The sequence below is a fragment of the Paenibacillus albidus genome, assembly GCF_014644435.1.
Lineage (GTDB): Bacteria > Bacillota > Bacilli > Paenibacillales > Paenibacillaceae > Paenibacillus_AQ > Paenibacillus_AQ albidus.
Genome location: NZ_BMKR01000031.1, coordinates 16,986 through 35,885 on the forward strand (window position 1 = coordinate 16,986; position 18,900 = coordinate 35,885).

The 18,900-nt window shown below is 39.5% G+C and carries 13 protein-coding genes; all 13 read right to left on the bottom strand.

The window, feature by feature from the left end; all coding sequences use genetic code 11:
- The 13 genes from pcrB to IEY53_RS25870 all read right to left on the bottom strand — a co-directional run bounded on the left by pcrB (position 1) and on the right by IEY53_RS25870 (position 18,897).
- Positions 1 to 717, bottom strand: a complete 717-nt coding sequence (pcrB, locus tag IEY53_RS25810) for a heptaprenylglyceryl phosphate synthase (RefSeq protein WP_189030113.1) — start codon at positions 715 to 717, stop codon at positions 1 to 3.
- Positions 718 to 913: 196 nt separating this feature from the next.
- The gene (locus tag IEY53_RS25815) at positions 914 to 1,783 is read right to left on the bottom strand and encodes a phosphatidylinositol-specific phospholipase C/glycerophosphodiester phosphodiesterase family protein (protein WP_189030115.1); all 870 of its coding nucleotides are present in this window, start codon (positions 1,781 to 1,783) and stop codon (positions 914 to 916) included.
- A gap of 111 nt (positions 1,784 to 1,894) precedes the next feature.
- Entirely contained in the window at positions 1,895 to 3,295 is a 1,401-nt protein-coding gene (locus IEY53_RS25820; protein ID WP_189030117.1) for an undecaprenyl-phosphate glucose phosphotransferase, read from the bottom strand.
- Positions 3,292 to 4,191: a glycosyltransferase family 2 protein gene (locus IEY53_RS25825; RefSeq protein WP_229696368.1), complete on the bottom strand. Its 900-nt coding sequence runs from the start codon at positions 4,189 to 4,191 to the stop codon at positions 3,292 to 3,294. Before IEY53_RS25825 ends, IEY53_RS25820 begins: the two co-directional genes overlap by 4 nt.
- A 214-nt stretch (positions 4,192 to 4,405) precedes the next feature.
- Complete coding sequence (locus tag IEY53_RS25830) at positions 4,406 to 5,437, bottom strand: glycosyltransferase family 2 protein (RefSeq protein ID WP_189030119.1); 1,032 nt, start codon at positions 5,435 to 5,437, stop codon at positions 4,406 to 4,408.
- A gap of 105 nt (positions 5,438 to 5,542) precedes the next feature.
- Positions 5,543 to 6,406, bottom strand: a complete 864-nt coding sequence (gene rfbD / locus IEY53_RS25835; RefSeq protein WP_189030121.1) for a dTDP-4-dehydrorhamnose reductase — start codon at positions 6,404 to 6,406, stop codon at positions 5,543 to 5,545.
- A gap of 304 nt (positions 6,407 to 6,710) precedes the next feature.
- A complete protein-coding gene (rffA, locus tag IEY53_RS25840) occupies positions 6,711 to 7,847 on the bottom strand; it encodes a dTDP-4-amino-4,6-dideoxygalactose transaminase (protein WP_189030123.1) in 1,137 nt (378 codons plus the stop codon).
- Positions 7,844 to 8,212, bottom strand: a complete 369-nt coding sequence (locus tag IEY53_RS25845; protein ID WP_189030125.1) for an EamA family transporter — start codon at positions 8,210 to 8,212, stop codon at positions 7,844 to 7,846. The genes rffA and IEY53_RS25845 overlap by 4 nt, the downstream gene beginning before the upstream one ends.
- 14 nt (positions 8,213 to 8,226) lie before the next feature.
- Complete coding sequence (locus IEY53_RS25850; protein ID WP_189030127.1) at positions 8,227 to 8,943, bottom strand: GNAT family N-acetyltransferase; 717 nt, start codon at positions 8,941 to 8,943, stop codon at positions 8,227 to 8,229.
- Positions 8,944 to 8,993: 50 nt separating this feature from the next.
- Positions 8,994 to 9,938 carry a glycosyltransferase family 2 protein gene (locus tag IEY53_RS25855; RefSeq protein ID WP_189030129.1) on the bottom strand — a complete coding sequence of 315 codons (945 nt, stop codon included), beginning with the start codon at positions 9,936 to 9,938 and terminating at the stop codon, positions 8,994 to 8,996.
- Between the two features lie 67 nt (positions 9,939 to 10,005).
- Positions 10,006 to 11,925, bottom strand: a complete 1,920-nt coding sequence (locus IEY53_RS25860; protein ID WP_189030131.1) for a glucosyltransferase domain-containing protein — start codon at positions 11,923 to 11,925, stop codon at positions 10,006 to 10,008.
- 102 nt (positions 11,926 to 12,027) lie between these two features.
- Positions 12,028 to 17,190: a glycoside hydrolase family 99-like domain-containing protein gene (locus IEY53_RS25865; RefSeq protein ID WP_189030133.1), complete on the bottom strand. Its 5,163-nt coding sequence runs from the start codon at positions 17,188 to 17,190 to the stop codon at positions 12,028 to 12,030.
- A gap of 36 nt (positions 17,191 to 17,226) precedes the next feature.
- A complete protein-coding gene (locus IEY53_RS25870) occupies positions 17,227 to 18,897 on the bottom strand; it encodes an ABC transporter ATP-binding protein (protein WP_229696365.1) in 1,671 nt (556 codons plus the stop codon).
- Positions 18,898 to 18,900: the final 3 nt, after the last annotated feature.

Below are 18,900 nucleotides of genomic sequence, written 5' to 3' on the forward strand. Positions count from 1 at the left end.
TTAGAATTCTATCGGCCGTGTCTTGCGCACAGCTTCAACGGTGAGCAGCGCCTGCTGCACATCCCGGTAAATAATATTGCCTACCACCACGGTATCACAGAGCGCAGCTGCCTGCCGGGCTTCTGCCTCGCAAGTAATGCCGCCTCCATAAAAAAGCTGACTGTGCTCCAGACTCTCACGCACGGTCTGCACCGTCTCCATATCGCCAAATCTGCCGCTGTATTCCAGGTATACGACCGGCAGCGACATTAGCCTGTCCGCAACCTGTGCGTATGCCGCAGCCTCATCGCCGCTTAAAGCAGTCTCTGCTCCTGTAAGACGGGCTACCGCAGAGTCATCATTCAGCACAATATACCCTTCAGTGACTACCTGATCCCACGGTATCAGGAATCCGTAACGTTCTATGGCGCGGCGGTGGTGGCCTACGATCCAGGCCGGATCGGGTGTGTTCAGCACCATGGGAATCAGATACAGATCAAAGCCGGGAACAGCCGCTTCCAGATCCGATACCTCCAGGGCACATGGCAGATCATACTGCTGTACTCTATCCAGCAGCTCCACCGTATTCTCATAGGTTACACCGGTAGAGCCGCCGATTAGAATGGCATCCGTTCCTGACCGGCAAATCGCCGCAAGATCTTCATTGCCAAGCTCACGGTCCGGGTCCAGCTTGAACACATGCCGCCAGAGCTTCATCATTTGCAACACGGGTCTCATCTTATAATCATCCTTATCATTCATATGGGCAAATATGGACAAGCCAAAAACCCTCCTGCCGCCGCAAAAGATATAAATCCAGTCTAAGTCAGCGAGAGGAGGTGTGTCAATTTAAACGGCACAAAAAGGCGAACATTTTTTCGCCTTTTTGTGGAAGCTTTGGAGATCGCTTAGCAGCAACAGGGATAAAGGGCTTTCACCGCAATCCCCTGATGTTGTCCAGTTCCTGTTCCGGTACAAAATCCGTATAAAACCCGTCCACGCCCAGCGTCGACAGCTTGCGGATTTCGTCTTCATCATTTACGGTATGCACATAGACGCGGGCGCCGGCTGCTTTCAGCCGCTGTACAAAACCTTTGGTGGCACGCCCGACCGGCATCGTGATATCGACCCCCGTCTTTTTCACAAACTCAATCACTTGCTCATCGCTATCCTTGGACTCATAAAGAGTATAAATGACGGATGTAAAAGGATGCACCTTCTGAAGTTCAACCAGCATGTCCTGGTTATAAATCTGCGGAATTATTCTTTCCAGTATCGCCGGGTCCTGGCGCACCGCCGCTTCCGTCAGCAAAGTGAATTGCTCCGCGACAAGCTGCGGATCCGTCTCCTTGGTATCGGTAATAATATAAGCATCGGGATAATGCTGCAGCAGCTCCACAATTTTCTCCACATCCAGAGGCGAATACAGATCCAGAATAGGGCTGTTCATAAACTCGGTATATTTTAGAACGGTTCCTTGTTTCCTGGCCGGCAGCACATCCTGCTGCCCTAGATCCTTGCTCATTTCCCCTGACCACTCATGGCGGGCAACCAGCCTGTCATCTTTGGTCAGCAGCAAATCTGTCTCGAACACACGGGTGCCCTGCTCATAGTTGGCTACGAATGCTTCATAGGCATTGGTATATGGATGTCCGTTGATTCCGCCCATGGCATGCGCCACGACCCGGTGAGAATCAAAACCTGCCGCAGGCTGTTCCTCTTCCTTTTCCAAGAAAACTATCAGCAGCATGACCAGGGCCATAATGATAATCACAGATGCGGTAATCTTGTGTCTGTTCCTCATGTGCCTCAGCATCCTTTGCTAAAGAGTAGAATAGAAAAACAATACCCCGCTTTGCCATAGGCAAAACGGGGCTCTACATAAACTTCAGCTGGGAATTTCTGCGGACAGGCGTTAATACGCATTCTTGAAGCCGTTTCGGATCGTTTTGAAGATAATCCGGATATCAAACAGCAGCGACCAGTTCTCAATATAAAAAATGTCATGTTTGATCCGTTCTTCGATAGAGGTATCTCCGCGTAGCCCATTGCTCTGAGCCCAGCCGGTGATCCCCGGACGCACATGATGCTTCACCATATACTTAGGAATCTCGCCTTTGAACTGCTCCACATAATAGGGACGTTCCGGACGGGGGCCGACTACGCTCATATGTCCAAACAGCACATTAAAAAACTGCGGCAGCTCATCCAGACTGGTCTTGCGGATAAAGGTACCAAACCGTGTTCTGCGCGGATCTTCAGGCGTACTCCAGCCTGTATCTTCACCGCTCTCTTCCCGGATCTTCATGGAACGGAATTTGTACATCATGAAATTACGGCGGTTAAGGCCTACCCTCTCCTGCTTAAAAATCACAGGACCCGGCGAAGTCAGCCGTACCCCAAGCGCCACGATCAGCATCACGGGCATCATCATCACAATGGCGAAGAGAGAGAACACAATATCGAACATCCGCTTGGCCATTTTGTTGCCCGCCATATCGAGCGGGATATCCCGCACATTGATCATCGGCATCCCGGCAAAGTTGTCGAAATACGGACGCGCCGGCAAGTAGTCGAAGAAGTCGGGAATAATCAGCGTACGTACCCCGGCCTTTTCACAATCTGCAATAATGGAAGGATACTTCGAGTGGGCATCCAGCGGCAGCGCCAGGATCACCTCATCTACAGGCAACATCTCGAGCATCCCGGACAACTGATCGACTGTTCCCAGAATCGGCTTGTAGCGCTGTTCCTCCAGTCCATCCCAGGTATGATAGTCATCCAAAAAGCCAATGGCCTCATATCCAAGCTCCGGGTACTGCTCCAGATTGTTGTAGAATCTTTTGCCCAGCGTACCGGCTCCGAGGATGAGTACAAACTGGCGGTTGTAGCCTTTTTGACGAAGGGACTTTAGCATTTTCTTCATGATAAAGCGGTATAGCATGATGGAGAGCAGATTGAAGCTCATATAGACCGCCAGATAAGTACGCGAGATATTGATTTCTTTTACAAAAAACATCAGGCCAAGCAACATGAAAATTGCCACACTATGCACCTGGAATATCTTCATAAACTCGTCAACAAATCTCTTCTTCCGCTTCGGCAAGTACAGGGACACGAGAATCCCAATCAGTACCGCAAGTCCGCCATAGATCATACTCCAATAGGCATAGGATTCTATGGTCAGCGAGGGTTCATAATCCATCCAGCCGCTTCTGAATTTGAGCCACCAGGCTGCCAGGAAACACAACTGGATCACTACAAAATCAGCAACCATATACATCTGCGTTAAAAATTGTTGATTACGGCGAATCATAATCTCACCTCGGGTTTCGATTCATTGCGGGTGTCCGTATTCACAGCTGCAGAAAGACTCTGCGCCGGAAGCGGCACCGGTCTCGGAACAGTCAAGGCATTGCGCACAAGCGACAGCAGAAACTTCACGCCGACTCCAGCATAGACCGCTCCATTTATCATACTGTTGTACTGCCTGCTATAATGCTTGCGGTGAAATAAAATCATGGCCCGGTGGAATTCATACACGATCTTGAACGGCCTGCGCCTTGCACTGCCGCCTTTGAGGTGAACAATGGAAGTCTGCGGATAATAATGAATCCCCCAGCCGGCTTCCTTAATCCGGTAGCACCAGTCCAAATCCTCACCATACATAAAAAATTCCTCATCCAGTCCGCCGACCTGTTCAATCGTTTCCCGCCGGATCAGCATAAACGCGCCGACCAGGCAATCTACCGGATAATCCTGATCAGGATCTAAATAACCCAGCTGATAGCCGTTGAACCTTGGACGATCCGGGAACAGCTTGCTGAACCCAAAAGCATAATAGAACGAAGCCGCGGGCGTCGGGAAGCCCCGTTTGCAGGCTTTATCCAGCGAGCCATCCGGAAGGATAACTTTGCAGCCGGAAGCTCCGAGATCGGGCCGTCCGTCCATAAAAGCAATCATCGTCTCCAGCGTATCCTTACGCACCACCGTATCGGAATTAAGCAGCAGCACATACCGGCCGGAGGCAACCTCCATACCCTGATTGTTGCCTTTTGCAAAACCGACATTTTCTTCATTGGCAATCAACAGCACGCCCGGAAACTCCCTGCTGATCGTCTCTACCGAATCATCATGGGAGTGGTTATCTATTAGAATAATTTCATAGGAATAGTTCGTTTCAGAATCATAGACCGACCTCAGACAATCCATCGTCAGGTCGCAGGTGTTGTAATTAAGGATAAGAATGCTCACATCTACATTCACTGTGTAACGCTCCTGACAAAAATAGTAATCTCTCGACAACATTATAGCATAAAAAATCTGGAAAGTTGCGGACATAGGCAAAGATCCCGCTGTATAAATAGACCAGTTGCTCTATAATTCTACAATTACATCCCTATTCTATACTCATTCTCAACTCTTTCTATCCTCTTACTCTACCTTTTATCCGTCTCTGAATAACTCTACGTTTCTTCTTAAGAGCCGGCAGCTGGGCAAAAAAAGACTTCCAGGCCATGATTAACCCCGGCTCCTTCAGGAGCATATAACCAAACGCGGCAATCTCGTAAGGAAGCGCCACAAGCCAGGTGAGGAATAACGTCCGCAGCGGCTCATTTTTGTAGAGCATCTTGTAGCGGTTGATATAAGAGATCCGTCTGATGAAGATCCCTTTGCTGCTGCGGCCGGACGTCTTCCAGCCCCGTTCATGATAACCTACAGCCTTTGCCTCATAATACCCCTGCCATCCCAGCAGCTGCGCACGCCAAGCTACGTCCACATCTTCCTTATACGCAAAAAAATCCGCGTCAAAAAACTCGCCCTCAACGCTGATATCCTTTATCATCCGCCGCGAATACATCGCAGCTGCACCCGATACGCCAAACACCGGCCCCGACTCCGTCCAATTGCTGGACGGTTCTTCAGCCCCACGGTCAAAGGCACGGCGGGCCCGGTTCATCCGCAGCCCGGTGCTGTCCACTACCTGATGATCGGCCTTAAACAGAAGTTTGCCCGTCGCGCTGCCGATTTGCGGATTAGCCTCCATCTGCGCAACAAGCCTGGAGACGTAATCCGGCGCCAAAGTAAGGTCCGGGTTAAGCACAAGCACGTATTCGGTATCCGTGGCCGCAATGGCCTGATTGTGAGCAGGGGCGAAGCCGGTGTTGTGGGGGTTGCGGATTAGCAGAAGATTGGTTCCGCCTGCTGAATGAAATTGCTTGGAACCTTGCTCCGAAATAATCTGAGCCCCATAACCTGAGGATTCATCTGCTGCTCCTTGTTCGCTATAAAAAGCCTCTACCCGGTCAGCACACCCATCCCCGGAGGCATTGTCCACCACTACAATGTGCTTCAGCGGATAATCCTGCGCTAGGACAGCTTCGAGACACTCGATAATGTCCTCCGCGCTGTTGTAGGTAACGATCTGAACGCTTGCTGTTGGATCCTTGATACTCATCCTCGCCATCCTCAAATTCATAGTTATATTCATTATAGCGAAAACAAAGCAAAAACTCCCGCACCGATATACCGATGGGGGAGTAGTAAACTAATCTTATGTGCTTTATTCCTTAAGCTCCAGCAGGAAATCCCGCAGACCTTCGCGCCAATCGCGGATATCCGCAAATCCATTCGTCCGGATGGCCAAATGCTCCATGACCGAATTCCGTGGACGTGGTGCCGGACGCGGAAACTGCTCGGTCGCGCAAGGCTCAAGAGTTGCTGTGAACTTCAGCCCCAAGATATCCTCTGCCTCAGCAAAAATGGCTTGGGTAAATTCAAACCAAGTGCACGAATTGCTGTTTGAAGCGTGATACACTCCGTATTTTTCGGTTTGGATCAGTTCCAGCAGAAAGCGGGCCAGATCCACAGTATATGTCGGTGAACCTTTCTGATCGTCCACAACCTGGAGCAATGGCTTTTCCTGGCCTAGCTTCAGCATCGTTTTGACAAAGTTATTGCCATATTTGCCATATACCCAAGAAGTCCGCACGATAAAGAATTTGGAAGAAAGCGACTGGACAAGCACTTCACCTGCTCGCTTCGACTTGCCGTAGATACTCTGCGGGTCTGTGTTGTCATACTCGTGGTAAGGCTGGGTTCCCATACCATCAAAAACATAATCCGTACTGATGTACACCAACTTAGCCCCGGCTTTCTCTGCAGCCAACGCCACGTTGCGGCTGCCGACCGCGTTGATGAGATACGCCGTATCCACATCACTCTCCGCTGCATCTACAGCCGTATGAGCTGCGCAGTGAACAACCGTATCCGGCGCGAATTCGCCAACAACCTGGGTGCATTGCTCCAGATTGGTGATATCCATCTCCCGGCGATCGCAGCCGAGTACTTCATGGCCATGTTTTTGCAGCAACAGTACAACATCTTGGCCTAGTTGTCCGGCCGCGCCTGTGACTAGAACTTTCATGGTTTGACCTCCGTGTATGACTGAATCCTTGCATAAGCAATATTACCAAGAACTGCCTAGAGGGGTACATATTGAAGTTTATCCTATTTTTTCGCTATGCCCTGAGATGGATTTCGTTTTCCATTCCTTACTGTTTAACAATATGCACTTTCATCTGCTTATTATTACTGCCATGTTATTTCGGCAGAATCAGTAATCCTAGGGCTTTTAGTGCATTAGAACCCAACGTGTTTCTCCCTTAAAAAAGTTGTATGTTAACAACTATTAAGCCTATTGACGAGTTCGCCGACTTAAATATTACAATTTATGATTCCGCTATATAAAATCTGCCTATTTCTTCAATCACTACTTTAATTTCTTCTAATGGCAGATTGAAATATAGAGGTAGTCTTAGCAAACGTTCACTTTCTAGCGTAGTATATTTATCTTCACCGCTCATTTCCCCAAATTCATTTCCTGCAGAAGAAGAATGCAGGGGAATATAATGGAAAACGGTATGAACACCTTTACTTTTTAAAAATGAAATCAACCGAGTTCTTTGCTCTAAATCCGCAGTTTTGATATAAAACATATGAGCATTGTGAACAACATTTTCCGGTACGGTTGGAAGTTGTATATGACCTACTTCTTCAAGATGTTTCAAACCTTTATAGTAGGTATTCCAGCAATCCAAACGATAAGAATTTATTATATCCGCATTTTCCAACTGTGCTGATAAAAAGGCCGCATTTAGTTCACTCGGAAGGTAAGACGAACCAATATCAACCCAAGAATATTTGTCGACTTGCCCTCTAAAAAATCTTGAACGATTAGTACCCTTTTCACGTATTATTTCAGCACGTTCAATAAACTTATCATCATTTATAATGAGGGCGCCCCCCTCACCGCAGTTGTAGTTTTTAGTTTCATGAAAACTATAACAACCTAAGTGGCCAATTGTTCCTAAATACTTATTTTTGTAAGTACTCATTACACCTTGTGCCGCATCTTCAATGACAATTAAATTGTATCTATTTGCTAATTCCATTATAGTATCCATTTCACAAGATACCCCCGCATAATGGACCGGTACTATTGCTTTTGTTTTAGGGGTTATCGCGTCCTCTATCAAGGCTTCATTGATATTCATAGTATCTGGACGAATATCTACAAATATTATTTTGGCTCCTCTAATAACAAAAGGATTTGCCGTGGAAACAAATGTGTAAGAAGGCATAATTACCTCATCACCTTCTTGGATATCAGCTAGTATGGCTGCCATTTCCAAAGCATGGGTACAAGAAGTAGTTAATAACGCTTTCTTTGCATCAAAGTGTTCTTCAAACCAAATATGGCATCTATGTGTGAAATGACCATCTCCTGACAGATGTCCGCTCTGTAAAGCCTCTTTAATATATTGTTCTTCTTTCCCTGTCAACGCGGGCTTGTTAAATAGTATCATGTTATCGACCTACTTGATATTAGTATTCCTACCACTACAAATCCAAGACCAACAATCTTATATGCAGTAACAGGTTCTTTAAATAGAAAAATTGAAAAAATAAAGACCAAAACATACGACAGACTCATAAAGGGGTACGCATAACTAATATTAAATTTAGTCATCGCTGCCATCCAAAACAGAGAAGCAACAAATGCAGAAATCAACGAGGAGAAGATAATCGGATCAAATATTAGTTTTAGTAAAAAAAGCAGCTTGTCATAAATAGGATCTGGAAGACTACCGAATTTCGTTATCCTCCACTTCATGGCTAGTTGACCATAAACAGTGAAGAGTATAGTCCCTAAGATGTATAAATAACCCATATTAATCCTCACTTTTATTTATTTGTATTAACGTTGTAATAATACCAACTTTCCATATATTTAACTTTAAATCCATGTTTAGCATAAAAATTCTGAGCTATTATATTTCTGCCTTGTGTTGAGACTTCAACTTCTAGAACGTCCTTATGCTTTAAATAACCAAATAATGATTGCAATAAAATTGCTCCAACTCCTTTGCTACGATATTTCTCATCTACTGCTAAAATACCAATAGCAGCTACTTTACATGTTTTTATTTTAGCAGTAATAAAGCCAATCGTATCATTTCTATCCGTTACTTTTATACAAAAATCATCAAATTCACCATTTATAGATTTGATCGCCCAAATACCAAACATTTCATTAACTTTACTTTCTTTAAAAATTGAATCATGCCCATAATATCGACTATATATAAAAGACCTTGAAGCAAGAGAATATATACTGCTTTCATCCCCATTTGTAGCAAAATCTAAATTCGCCTCTGAATTAAGTGTTAGCTTTTCAATATTCATTTTGCAGGTTATTTTAATATCAGCAAAGTGGAACCCCCACTCTTCGAGAGAATTAATGACGGAAACATCATCGATTTTGCACAATGTTTGAACAAAATCAATTTTGTTTTTTTGAATATAACTATCTAGTAAATCAAGTGATTTTGCATCTATCTCACTTAAAGAAGCTATATTATATCCAAAGAAATTCGAGTCCCATTCCAATTTAGTAATCATTAACTCACTTCCTCCTATAGAGTAATACGAGCAGTTGATTAAATCCCTTCTTACTCTTTCATTGATAAGTCATTTTCTTGGAATGAAGAGCGCCTTACCGCATACTGCTGAGAATAAGAAACTTGACCAATTATTCTAATCAGGTATTCACCAACAATACCAAATGATATAAGGATCAAACCAGAAAATATACATATTAATGCAATAATACTTGACCATCCAACAGCGCTAATCCAACCGGATAATTTCCCCACGAGTACATAAATCACTATTAAAGCACCAATTCCCGAAAAAAGAAAACCAATCCAACTGATAAACTGTAATGGGAGGGTTGAATAATTGACTAGCATATCCATAGCTAATTTATAGCTTTTTTTCAATGAATAATTAGATTCGCCATATTTCCGAAAATCATGCTGTACTTCTATATTGGATATATTGTTTGTATTCTTCAATATTAGAGCGTCAATCATAGGATTTTCTGTATTATAAGCAATCACCGAATTAACCAGTGCCCTAGATAAGATACGAAAACTGGACATTTTAATATGTGCTGGTTTTGAAAATATCTTTTCATAACTCTTACCAATAATATAACTCCCAAAATTGCGATATCTCGCATGTTTCTTTATTACCGGGTTTCCAACTACACAGTCATATCCCTTTTTTATTTCATTAAGTAAATTCGGTATTTCTTCAGGAGGATTCTGCAGATCATCATCCATAGTAATAATAAAATCCCCATTCGAAAAATTAAATCCACATATTATCGCATTATGCTGTCCAAAATTCCTCATTAATTGAATAATTTTCACTCTTTTATCTTTAGAATTTAATTCTTCCATTTTCTCATAGCTTCTATCACTACTACAATCATCAACTAGAATTATTTCATATGAGATATTAGATGAGTTCAAAACCTTTGTTAGTCTTGCGTACAATTCCTGAAGACCTTCGTAACTATTGTAAACTGGGATAATAATAGACAAGTCCATAGAATTCAATCCTTTTCCTTATTATGTGGATACAAACAATTCAACACATCCTACTAAGACAATTCTTCTATGGAATATGAATCGTTTCCTCAATGTGCACTAGTCTCTTCGCATCATTATCACTAAAGATCAAAACAACTTTATAAGTCCCAGATATAAGCGTACTAGTATCGAATGAATATATATGATATCCCGTATTTAAACCATTATAATCATCTGCTTTGGTAGATTCTCTTCGCTCAATACCCGTTTTTAAATAATATTGTCTTTGGTCATTTATAAGGGCAGCTTGAATAACAGTATTTGAAGATTTTGCACCTTGGATTCCACCCCATCCTCCTAGACTAAGAATATTATTTTCATAAGAGAACCAATCTTTAGTATACTTCACTTCACTTGAATCCTTGCTATACATTTCATTAAATTCCTTAGCGGTAAAATCACTTGTTTCATAAGTAGACGGTCCAATTTTGACAATTAAGTAATCTCCAAAATCTTTAACATACCCTTTTCTCGGATATTGTTGCATTCCACTAGCATTCTTAATAATCTCTTGCTCGTCCATATTTGTAAGTTCCTTAAAATTATAACCATGCAAGTTCATAAAACGGAATATTCTCCCTGATTTCCTCAATTCACTTTGAATGCCGTTAAATCTGTCCCATTGAAAAATGGAGTATCCTTCAGTATCACCCAGTTTCAAATTATAATTTTCAGGCAAACCAACAAAAACGATTTCTTTTTGCGAATTGTCCCCATTGTATTCTTTTATTTCCTCTGCAATTGAATTCATTTTGGCCAAGTCCAGCTGATACCTTTTGTAATCTGTATCAAAGACCTGATTTATATATTTGGTCTGATATAATACAGTTAATACAACCAAAATGGACACTATTATATGAAGGTTTATCTTTAAGACTTTTTTATTCTGAAAATACATATAAATCAATGCAATAACAAAACCTGTGAATACACTATAAGTAATAAAAATTCGATTCACTAGATTTATATTTCCCGTGATAAAGTACATCGAAAAAGCAGACAGTATAATCCCCAGGCCTAATAACAAATAAGTTATTTTTTTGTTATTAACAGCACCCATAACGCTATATATCAGTAATAGAAATGCTGAAGCAAACGCTACATAGATGCCCATACTCTTCCCTATAAAACTGAATCCAAAAAAGACCTTTATAAATTCAAAAAGAGAACTGAATAAATTACCAACACTACTAAAATCGTATTGAATATAGTTCGAAGTATAGCCAGACGGACTAACAGAAAATAGGCTTTGCAGTCCCGATGTAATAACTGAGTTAAATAACAAAACAACGGCAGTTAATACTAATCCTTTTATTAAAATAAACAAAACTTTTGGAAGAGTAAACTCATTTTTATTTGACGAAAAATAAACTAATAAAAAGCATACAGTGAATATCCCAAAAACAAAATAAACAACTGCTAACTCTGAATAGGAGAGCGCAAAGGTGAACAAAATTACCGCAAACAACAAATGTACAAAGGATTTCTTATTAACGACTTGTTCAAAAAAATAATTGAGTGCTATTGGAATTAAGCAAAGAACTATCCCCATCTCAATAGTAGTCATCATAAAAATAAAATTTTCTGCGATCAATGGGCAAGATATACTCACACAAGAGAATACAATTATAGATTTGTCGTTGAAGTATTTATCTGAAAACTTTTGTAGAATATACCCCCATAATGTAATTCCTGTCGCAATCAGCAATACCCCAATAAAATCACGCCAAAAAGGTATATAGTCAAAAGTATTAAAAACATACTGGGTGAGATGCCCTCCCCATCTTCCTTGTGCCAACAACGCTCCGCCATTTATGTAACGATCGAAACTCTCATCATCTACTCCCATAGATGGGTTTGTTAATGTAAATCCATAGGCTAAAGCTATTGTTATTGAAATTGACAACCAATAATATTTATTTCGTTGAAGTGCTTCTGCCAACAACCCCATCACTCCCTATAATTACATGCAGAATACAGGGGAAGCTTGAATCGAAAATCAGACAATTATAACTAATCCATCAATCCATTTTCCCCTGTACCCTATTTAATATAAATCGGTTTTTTTCGTTCTAGATTCTTCTACTGCCTCTTTTGTAGCCTGCAAATAAGCGTAGCCGTACTTTTTATCAGGTTCCAAATAGGCTCCTTCTCCCCATTCGTTCCATGCATTAATAAATACTATTTGGTCGTCTAAATCGGACCTGTTTTTACCTTCTAGAATCACATCTTTCAACCATTGCTTGTACAATCCAGGTGTTGCTCCTTGAAATATCATCCCTTTATTATTTCTACGAGCTGTGTTGTCCCACATTGGCATCACTGCACGATAAAGCTTTGGTAAATTATACTTAAAGTACTTTTGGTTCTCTACTAAATCCTTATAATCGAAAACCTCTCCGGAAAAATCACCACGGATATAATCTATATCCTGTGTAATATTCTTACAATTTGTATACACAGTTCCTGGATGGAATTCTGAAATAGCATCATAACCTATCCCAAGCAGATCTAATTCGACCATATTTTCCTTTACAGCTATAATGTATAATTCACCAATCCCCTGCTCAAGGCAGTATTCACGCCAATATTGAAGTACGGTAGTAGGCTCTGGCATCAGTGCTGGCCTGTAAATGGTTATCATCTTTTTATCTTGCACAGTGATATATCGTTCATCCTTCAAAAATCTAACCATATCGTGAATCACATTCTTATAACTCTCCACACTTTTTGGCTGCTCCATTAAAATATCAGAATTTGTCCCATCGAAACGTTTTGTCCAATTTTCATTTGCCCAGCAAAGAGAGAATGGGAAATCCAGACTTTTATCCTCAAGGAACATTTCGATCGGCTTTTCAAGAAGGCGCTCACCATCGAACCAATAGTAATAAAAGGAAAATCCGTAGACCCCATGCATTTTCGCTAATTCAATTTGACGAAGCATATTCTCCCTAATCCTTAAATCATAAAATCCAAGCTCACCAGGTAAGCGAGGTTGATAATGACCTACAAATTGAGGTACTGCACGTGCTACATTATTCCATTCCGTTACTCCTTTTCCCCACCATTCTTCATTATGTTTGTCGGGATGGAATTGAGTTAGATAATAAGCCACTATTTTACTATCTACACCCTGGCGTCTAAATGGTAAATCAGTAATTGGTACATAAGTTGAAGTATCTTGGTCTGGGATTTTCAGTATTTGCTCAATATAATCAATTTTGTTTAATTCAGGCCCTTGTGTTTCATTAATCAGTGATGGACTATCATTAAATTCCTGATCTGCTGGGGAATATGAAAGAAGGCCTGGCATGAGAGTCTTTTTGGTATTATACAGAAATCTTTCCTTAACTCTAGGAGTCATTATTGGGAGTTTCCAAAAGGCACTCTTTAGAATCCGATAAAACTTCCTTTTTTGCGGAGCTATTGGGGAAAGGATCTCAAGTTCAACACTTGATGTACGTTCTAAGAAATTAACTGAGACAGACTCTACATGGTTACTTCTAACCAAATCAACTGTACGCTGAGTTATGGATGTCCATGTATTTTCCAAAGCTTCTTTGGTCAACAGTGAGCAATAATTTTCATCCGTACGCAAACTAATAGCTTGGTCAACAAATTCTATGAACTGATCCGGACTGTGTGCAATCAAACAAGATTTGTATTTCAGGCATTCGGGAAGTGCATACGTTACAATAGGTTTATTCAAAGCCATATACTCAAATATTTTCACAGGTGAAACAGATTTAGTTATATCATTTAGTAAAAACGGTAAAATTGCAATGTCATAGAAGACAGCATATTGACTAAGCTGTGCATATGGCTTAGATCCAATATAATGAACATTATCGCATTCTAATAGTCCACTTTCTCTTAGTGAACCATCATGTTCATACCCTATTAGTAATAATATATAATTTTCGTTCTCAGCTAATTTTTTCAGCATTTCAAAATCAATCCACTGAGCCAATGCTCCATGATAACCAATTATAATCTTTTCCATTGACACTATTTCTCTAATGTCTTCTGGTGGCTCTGTCGTAACCCTGTCCAAATTCCAGTGATCGTAATCGACGCCATTGGTTATTAACTCCATATTCTGATTACGAAATGGCTTTATTTGATCAAACAGCTTATCTGCTGTAGCCACTATAGAAATAGTGAGATTCTTTAATATATAGTCGTGACGTTCGAACACGAATTTAGGGATATTCCCCGTTATCTGAGGCGTTATCTCATCTATATATTCGTAAACAATATGGTAGCCTTTATTAATAAATAATTCCAACTCTTCAATCGTAGTAGCAAGATCTATAGACTGTAAACGAATAATTTTAAGACCACTCTTACGATCTAAAATTTCAAACAATTTTTTCTTGATTTCATAGTTATCCAAATTTATTACACATAACGTCGGGGTAACAAACTCACAAATTTCTATTTCTTTATCTACTAATGGATGCGCTCCATAAAAGGAAATCCCCCCAACATTCCCTGCTTGAAGAGACAGGTGCTGGAACCTTTGAAATAAGGGTGTATTCCATCCCATCGGAACATGGAAAATATCAATAAATGTATGTGGGGTATCCTCTATCCATTGGTCAATTACTTGCCAGATATCGTTGTGTTGAACGATTTCCGCAATCTTCCCCGAATCTTTAACATTTGCTATTGACTCTGGGCCTTTATCGTATATTTTCTTTACGGTCTTTGTTAATCCTATTGTTTTCATGTTTTGATTTGTCTTCTTCATGAGCTTGTAGCACTCTCTAATCAAATTAACAATTTGTTTTTTTGAATTTTTCGAGTGATCTAATGTGATTCTTAAAGGTTTAGTTGCTTTCCAAATTCTCGAGTTAATTAGTAAATTGTATTCTTTAGAGACTAATGAATTGTCATGCGCCAGTCTATTAGTTTGAAGATTCAGCGCATTTATTTTGATATCCAATTGCTCATTTACCCATGTTAGTTCATCTCTTAATCCCAATAAATCATTACGTTCTGCCAAAAGACTCTCGCCATGATTTTTCTCTTTTTTTAATTCATTATTAAGTCTATCATTTTCAATTTTCAATTTTTCTATTTCCCTTAATTTATCAGCATAAAGTTGAAAATGTTCTTGTGATTCATCTATTTGAATGTTTATTTTCTCTTTAATTTCTTCATACACCTGGTTTTCATCGAGGGCTTGAATTTTAAACCTTAACTCCAATTTCATTCCATTTGCCTGTATATCCCCAGTTAGATAAATAGGATCAGTTGTCAGGAAAAAATCCATCTCAGAGTCTAGAGAAAAAGAATTGAATGGTTTTAGAATCACAGGAGTCCCATCAATTTCAGATAATATTATGGAACATTTACAAGCATGACCTTCAATGGGATCAAACCGAATACCTTTAACGTTTTTGTATTCGCTAATGTCAAATTCCAATATAACTTCCATTAAATCACTATCATAGTAGTGTTGGACCTTCTCACGGTCATTAAATCCTTCACCTGTATCAATGTATACATTAGCCATGAAATTCCCTGTTATAAATATCTGTTCTGGATCAAGCAAGCTGATCGTATTCTTCTGATACATTTCCTTATTAAACATTTTCACATGTGTAGCCGAAAAAAAACCTTCCCATTTATAAAACACATTTATCATTTCAGTACTAATTCCAAATGTTTTATAAATATTTTTTTCCAAAACAAAAAAACCAACATGTCTATGTTTTGCATAGAACTCTTTGATAGATCGCCATAAAATGAACTCCACAGGCAAATCGCAATCCAGATTCCATTCATAATCAAAGACAATCCATTGTTCATTGGTGTAGAACATATTATCAAACAAAGTATCTACGTTGCTGAACGAGGTGAACTCCAACTGCCCGTTAAATACTTCCGAACCAAATATTCGGTGAAACTTATCAGAGTAGGAATTAACCCGAAGAGGTTCTGGTGATATAATAGTTTTAAATTTATTTAATAACGACAAGTAACCTTGAGAATCTTTATTCTCAACCTTTTCTAGAAGCAAAGTTTCAACCGTTGGAAGGTCAAGGAAGTCAAAGGCTAAATCATTTCCCTCCATGTGAGCAGGTAGTAACGAAATGGGTTCTTTATTGCTTTTAGAATGTTCGAACACTTGATACATATGCTTCAAATGTTCTTTAGCTTGATTAGTAAGCGGGCGCTTTAAGACAATAAGCTTGTCTTTTTCATTGATAATCATTGTACATATTTTGTAAGAGTCATCTCTATTAGCGTTAATTTTCACATATAATATATCTCTGGCGGTGTCGCCATTTTCAACATTACCGCTTTGATCATTATTTTTACCAGCAACAATCAGGAACGAATTGGCAAACACATTTTCTACTTCCTCTTTAACTAAGAGATTCTGCATTTGCACTTCATCAAAAAACATATAACGATCAGTATCATAACTGTTAACATCATATGACAAGGGTACCTTTTCAAAACCTTCATCCGAATAAATAATCTCAGGAAATTTGTAGTCTGGATAAGGGTAGTAAAACTTTTTCGCTATTAAACCACTGTCATTTAATAAAAGGCTTATCTCGCTTTTAGAGAAAGTTTTAACCTTTTTTTCATTAACATAACCATTCAGTCCAACAAACAAATCTCCAAGGTGATCTTCTTTTGCTCCAGAGAAATATTTTAAACCAAGTCTATTTTCAATTGCTATTAATACTTCTCCATCATTTTTCATATAATTTGACATACGTCTTATAAAATCTTCATAGGGTTTGTCACTATTTATAAATCCGCCTGCATATTCTAAAACACCATTTACAACAATGTAGTCAAATTCCTCTTTGAATTCCATATTTTCAAAATTACCTACAAATATTTCTAAATTTTCAATTTCTTTATGACGTTCAAAATTTATATTCGCACGCTTATATGTTAATTCTACAGACGCAACATATTTAGCCTTATCGCATAATAATCTAGTTATCGCCCCGCAACCTGAACCAATTTCCAGAATTCTGCACTGTTTTTTAAAGGGAAACCAGTTCAAAATATTTTCTCTTAGATGAGAGAGATGGTAAAAAGCCGGCCACCCAATATTGTTATGTTCCTCTAAATCATACTGTTTATTATTCATTACAATTTCCAGTATTGCATCTTCTATGGTCACACCATCTGAATAATTCGATTCATTATTATAGAATTCCAAATTGAATTTAGCCATTAAAGCCTCTCCATTCTAATTTTTTCTTTCAAAGCATTATTCTCCCTTGCGTTTTCTTAGAGACGATTCACTGGGTGTACCCATATCAAAGTGAACTTTAATATCTGTGATGTTGTCATTAACGATCATAAAAGAGATAATCCTTGAGTAAGTATCAATTTCGGTTAGAAACACTCTACCGTCAAAGAATGAAAAACTATACGGTACACCTTTTAAATCCAACGCTTCTTTTAGTTCTTCAAATTCAGAAGTTTCTAAGCTTTCCAAATTTTTCGTTCTAATTAACATTGGAGCAACTTCACCAGCACCGTTTTGATACACGCTTATATAAAAATAAGAACCGATTTTAATGATATCGTTCATCCCTCTTAATTCAAAGGGTACCTTGTATTCACAAATTTTATTAAACGGCGAACTTAAATAATCAGCAACTATAATTTTACCCGGCCCTGACACAAAAAAGAGTTTTCCATCTATGATTCGAATACTTCTGATGTAAGAGTTCTCCTGCAGGTACCCTAATCTTATTACTTTATCAATTACGACTTCTTCCCCATTATTACTCAATACAAATACATGTTGTGACATAGCCGAGATACCAAAAAACATCTGACTTTGTGCATCATATAATATTCTGTTAGGACTTTCACCTACACGGTCTATTATTTGTGTTTGTCTAAATGTATCACCATTTTTAACGAATACTCGAATCTCATTCCCATTCGTATCATCTACCAAAAAGACATTTCCATCACTAGAAATAGAATGTGGATTACCAAGAGTATCTGAAAGTGTCTTCCATCCTTTTATTGGATCTGATAGATTATTATTGTAAATAACACGTTGATGCCAGCAATCTACAATAAAGTATTCGTCCCCTACTTTCTCAATATGTGTTGGAGTATATAACTGTTTTTTCCATTCATTCGACTTATTAGTATCCAGTACTAATTGATCCTTCTGTTCCTTCAGTAAATACTCTTGTTTTGAGGATTCCATATATTCGCTGCATACTTCTTGTGCATTACCATACATCCGCACGGTTCCATGATCCAACCATACGACTTTATTACACATTGATCGTATTTGCTCAATGCTATGGGATACCAGTAGTACAGTAGTTCCTCCGCTCATCAGTTCGCGCATTCTTTTAGCACTCTTTTTCTGAAACTGTGTATCTCCTACAGATAAAATCTCGTCAACTATTAATATATCGGGATTAACTAGAGTCGCTATGGAAAATGCCAACCTCATAATCATACCAGAGGAAAAATTCCGAATCGGTGTATCCATAAAATTATGCAATTCCGAAAAATCAACAATATCATTATATCGTTCACTCAGATACTTTTTGGAATAACCCAGTACCGCACCATTTAGAAATATATTCTCTCTTGCAGTTAAATCGACGTCAAATCCCGCTCCTAGTTCTAACATTGGTGCAATATTCCCTGAGACTTCAAGTTTGCCTATTGAAGGAGACAGTATCCCGGAAATAATTTTAAGAAGGGTACTTTTCCCAGCGCCATTCTTACCAATAACACCAACAACATCACCCTTTTCAATTGAAAAAGAAACGTCCTTCAAGGCAATAAACTCCTTGTATTCAAGCTTGCCCGCGATTTTTTTCACCATAAATTCTTTGAGGCTTGATATACGGTCATTAGCCATACGGAATTTCATAGATACATTCTCTACTTTAATCAAGTG

What these genes read in the sequence shown, in the direction of transcription:
- pcrB (WP_189030113.1), bottom strand. Translation starts at nt 717, where the DNA reads ATGAGACCCGTGTTGCAAATGATGAAGCTCTGGCGGCATGTGTTCAAG.
- IEY53_RS25815 (WP_189030115.1), bottom strand. Translation starts at nt 1,783, where the DNA reads ATGAGGAACAGACACAAGATTACCGCATCTGTGATTATCATTATGGCC.
- IEY53_RS25820 (WP_189030117.1), bottom strand. Translation starts at nt 3,295, where the DNA reads ATGATTCGCCGTAATCAACAATTTTTAACGCAGATGTATATGGTTGCT.
- IEY53_RS25825 (WP_229696368.1), bottom strand. Translation starts at nt 4,191, where the DNA reads ATGGATTGTCTGAGGTCGGTCTATGATTCTGAAACGAACTATTCCTAT.
- IEY53_RS25830 (WP_189030119.1), bottom strand. Translation starts at nt 5,437, where the DNA reads ATGAGTATCAAGGATCCAACAGCAAGCGTTCAGATCGTTACCTACAAC.
- rfbD (WP_189030121.1), bottom strand. Translation starts at nt 6,406, where the DNA reads ATGAAAGTTCTAGTCACAGGCGCGGCCGGACAACTAGGCCAAGATGTT.
- rffA (WP_189030123.1), bottom strand. Translation starts at nt 7,847, where the DNA reads ATGATACTATTTAACAAGCCCGCGTTGACAGGGAAAGAAGAACAATAT.
- IEY53_RS25845 (WP_189030125.1), bottom strand. Translation starts at nt 8,212, where the DNA reads ATGGGTTATTTATACATCTTAGGGACTATACTCTTCACTGTTTATGGT.
- IEY53_RS25850 (WP_189030127.1), bottom strand. Translation starts at nt 8,943, where the DNA reads ATGATTACTAAATTGGAATGGGACTCGAATTTCTTTGGATATAATATA.
- IEY53_RS25855 (WP_189030129.1), bottom strand. Translation starts at nt 9,938, where the DNA reads ATGGACTTGTCTATTATTATCCCAGTTTACAATAGTTACGAAGGTCTT.
- IEY53_RS25865 (WP_189030133.1), bottom strand. Translation starts at nt 17,190, where the DNA reads ATGGCTAAATTCAATTTGGAATTCTATAATAATGAATCGAATTATTCA.